This is a genomic window from Massilia sp. CT11-108 (assembly GCF_047302915.1).
Lineage (GTDB): Bacteria > Pseudomonadota > Gammaproteobacteria > Burkholderiales > Burkholderiaceae_D > Telluria > Telluria orientalis.
The window spans coordinates 1-3,307 of the sequence record NZ_JBKYMO010000565.1 but is presented as its reverse complement, the minus strand read 5'-3'; the positions used below and the strand labels follow the sequence as shown (position 1 = coordinate 3,307).

Sequence of the window (3,307 nt, the reverse complement as noted above, 5' to 3'; positions counted from 1 at the left end):
AACAAGTCTAACTCTTCTTTACCGCTTTCTTTGTTTACCGGTTACTTCCCGCTAATCCGTGAAGAACCAAAAAAAAGCCGGGCAGTGCCCGGCTTCCATGATTGCGTTGCTTATTTCGCCGCAGTCGCCAGCAGCATCTCGTTCAAGCGCTTCACGAACGCCGCCGGATCCGTCAGGCTGCCGCCTTCGGCCAGCATCGCCTGGTCGAACAGGATGTGCGCCCAGTCGCCGAAACGCGGGCTCGCGGCGTCCTCGTACTTCAGGCGCGTGACGAGCGGGTGGTTCGGGTTGATCTCGAGGATCGGCTTGCTCTCCGGCGCGTTCTGTCCGGCCGCCTTCAGCATGCGCACGAGGTTCGCGGACAGTTCGTGTTCGTCCGCCACGAGGCAGGCCGGCGAATCCGTCAGGCGGAACGTGACGCGCACGTCCTTGGCCTTGTCGGCCAGCGCACTCTTCATCTTCTCGACGAGATCCTTGTACTGCGTCTCGGTCTCTTCGTGCTCCTTCTTCTCGGCCTCGTCCTCGAGCTTGCCCAGGTCCAGGCCGCCCTTCGCGACGGACACCAGTTCCTTGCCGTCGAAGTCGTTCAGGAACGACAGCATCCACTCGTCCACGCGGTCGGTCAGCAGCAGCACCTCGACGCCCTTCTTGCGGAAGATCTCCAGGTGCGGGCTGTTCTTCGCGGCGTTGTAATTGTCAGCCGTGACGTAATAGATCTTGTCCTGGCCTTCCTTCATGCGGCCGATGTAGTCGGCGAACGACACGGTCTGGTCCGCGGAATCCGTGTGCGTGGACGCGAAGCGCAGCAGCTTGGCGATTCGGTCCTTGTTGGTGGCATCCTCGCCGATGCCTTCCTTCAGCACCTGGCCGAATTCCTTCCAGAACGTCGCGTACTTGTCCTTGCCTTCCTGCTCGTCGCTGTTGGCCATCTCTTCCAGCATGCCCAGCACGCGCTTGGTCGAGCCTTCGCGGATCACGCGCACGTCGCGCGATTCCTGCAGGATCTCGCGCGAGACGTTCAGCGGCAGGTCGTTCGAATCGATCACGCCCTTCACGAAGCGCAGGTAGACCGGCATCAGCTGCTCGGCATCGTCCATGATGAAGACGCGCTTCACGTACAGCTTGATGCCGCCGCGCTTGTTGCGGTCCCACAGGTCGAACGGGGCGTGGCCCGGCACGTACAGCAGCTGCGTGTATTCGCTGCGGCCTTCGACGCGGTTGTGCGTGTACGCGAGCGGCGGCTGGAAGTCGTGCGAGACGTGTTTATAAAACTCTTCGTACTGCTCTTTGGTGATGTCCGACTTCGAGCGGGCCCACAGCGCGGACGCCTGGTTGACGGTCTCGAATTCGTCCTTGACGACGGTTTCCTTCTTCTCCTCGTCCCACTCCTCCTTCGGCATCATGATCGGGAGCGAGATGTGGTCGGAGTACTTGCGGATGATGGACTTCAGCTTCCACGACGACAGCAGCTCCTCCTCGCCGTCGCGCAGGTGCAGGATGATGTCGGTGCCGCGGCCGGTCTTCCCGACCTGCTCGACGGTGTAGTCGCCCTCGCCCGTCGATTCCCAACGGACGCCGTCCGCCGCGTCGGCGCCCGCACGGCGGGTCTCGACGGTGACGCGGTCGGCCACGATGAAGGCCGAGTAGAACCCCACGCCGAACTGGCCGATCAGCGCGGCGTCGGCCTGCTGGTCGCCCGACAGCCTGCTGAAGAATTCCTTGGTGCCCGACTTGGCGATCGTGCCCAGGTGCGAAATCACCTCGTCGCGGCTCATGCCGATGCCGTTGTCGGAAATGGTGACGGTCTTCGCATCCTTGTCGAACAGGACCTTGATCTTCAGTTCATGGTCGTTGCCGTACAGGCTGTCGTTATTGATGGCCTCGAAGCGCAGCTTGTCGGCCGCGTCGGACGCATTGGAAATCAGTTCTCGGAGGAAAATTTCCTTGTTCGAATACAAGGAGTGGATCATCAGTTGCAGCAGCTGTTTGACTTCTGCTTGGAACCCAAGGGTTTCTTTTTCGGCGACAGCCATCTTTTATATCCTCGTTGCTAACAGGGTTGGACAGACCGGTTCGATATTGGGATACCAACAGGGATTTCAAGAGCTATTTTTTCCGAATCGTATTTCTTATACATACACTAAGATTCTCGACTTTTTGACCGAGTCGGCATAACGTTGCGGTCGGCCGAAATTTTTTTGTGCGGGCATGTCGAAACCGTGGAAGCCCGATCGTCGTACGGATGGCAGCACCCACAACCACTCACGAAGGAGATACATCATGACCCAGCAAGTGCGTCCCATCCCCGAAGGTTTCCACACGATCACCCCGCACCTCGTCTGCAGCGGCGCGGCCGAGGCGCTGGCGTTCTACGCGCAGGCCTTCGGCGCCGTCGAAATGAGCCGCATGCCCGGCCCGGACGGCAAGATCATGCACGCCCAGATGCGCATCGGCGACTCGATCTTCATGCTGGCCGACGACTTCCCCGACTACGGCTGCGTCGGCCCGCTGGCGCTGAAGAACACGCCCGTCTACATCCACCTGTACGTGGAAGACGTCGACGCCGCCTACGCCCGCGCCATCGAAGCGGGCGGCAAGCCCATCATGCAGGTCGCCGACATGTTCTGGGGCGACCGCTACGGCCAGCTCGAGGACCCGTTCGGCCACCGCTGGTCGATCGCCACCCACAAGCGCGACATGACGCCCGAACAGATCCGGGAAGAAATGCTGCAATCGATGGGCCAGGGCTGCGCAGGAGCACAGCAATGAAATTCATGGTGATCGTGAAGGCCAGCGCGGCCTCGGAAGCCGGCATCATGCCGAGCGAAAAACTGTTCACGGACATGGGCAACTTCAACGAGGAACTCGTCAAGGCCGGCGTCATGCTGGCCGGCGAAGGCCTCCACCCCAGTTCCAAGGGCGCCCGTATTCGCTTCAATGGCGACCAGCGCACCGTGATCGACGGCCCGTTCACGGAAACGAAGGAACTCGTGGCCGGTTTCTGGCTGATCGAGGTGGGTTCGAAGGAAGAAGCCATCGAGTGGTTCAAGCGCTGCCCGAATCCGCACGAAGGTGTCGAGAGCGAGATCGAAATCCGCCAGATCTTCGGCCCCGACGACTTCGGCACGGACCTCCCGGCCGACGTCCGCGCACAGGAAGACCGCCTGCGCGAACAAATGGCGGCACGCTAAGGAGACCACCATGCAGTTCATGCTCATCCGTACCGACAACGGCACGCGCGCCGCGGCGCTGGCATGGCTGCAGGCCAATGGCGTGGTCTCCGCCAACGACGACGTCACGGTGGAAT

At 61.2% G+C, this 3,307-nt stretch carries 3 protein-coding genes; 2 read left to right on the top strand and 1 reads right to left on the bottom strand.

Annotated elements, in window-relative coordinates; all coding sequences use genetic code 11:
- Positions 1 to 110 precede the first annotated feature (110 nt).
- Positions 111 to 2,033: a molecular chaperone HtpG gene (gene htpG / locus ACEN88_RS27470; RefSeq protein WP_413344761.1), complete on the bottom strand. Its 1,923-nt coding sequence runs from the start codon at positions 2,031 to 2,033 to the stop codon at positions 111 to 113.
- A gap of 247 nt (positions 2,034 to 2,280) precedes the next feature.
- Here htpG and ACEN88_RS27465 point away from each other — a divergent pair, with 247 nt between their 5' ends.
- Together ACEN88_RS27465 and ACEN88_RS27460 are read left to right on the top strand one after the other, a co-directional pair.
- Positions 2,281 to 2,769 (top strand): VOC family protein, encoded by a 489-nt coding sequence (locus ACEN88_RS27465; RefSeq protein WP_413344760.1) that lies wholly within the window; start codon positions 2,281 to 2,283, stop codon positions 2,767 to 2,769.
- Entirely contained in the window at positions 2,766 to 3,191 is a 426-nt protein-coding gene (locus ACEN88_RS27460) for a YciI family protein (protein WP_413344758.1), read from the top strand. Before ACEN88_RS27465 ends, ACEN88_RS27460 begins: the two co-directional genes overlap by 4 nt.
- Positions 3,192 to 3,307: the final 116 nt, after the last annotated feature.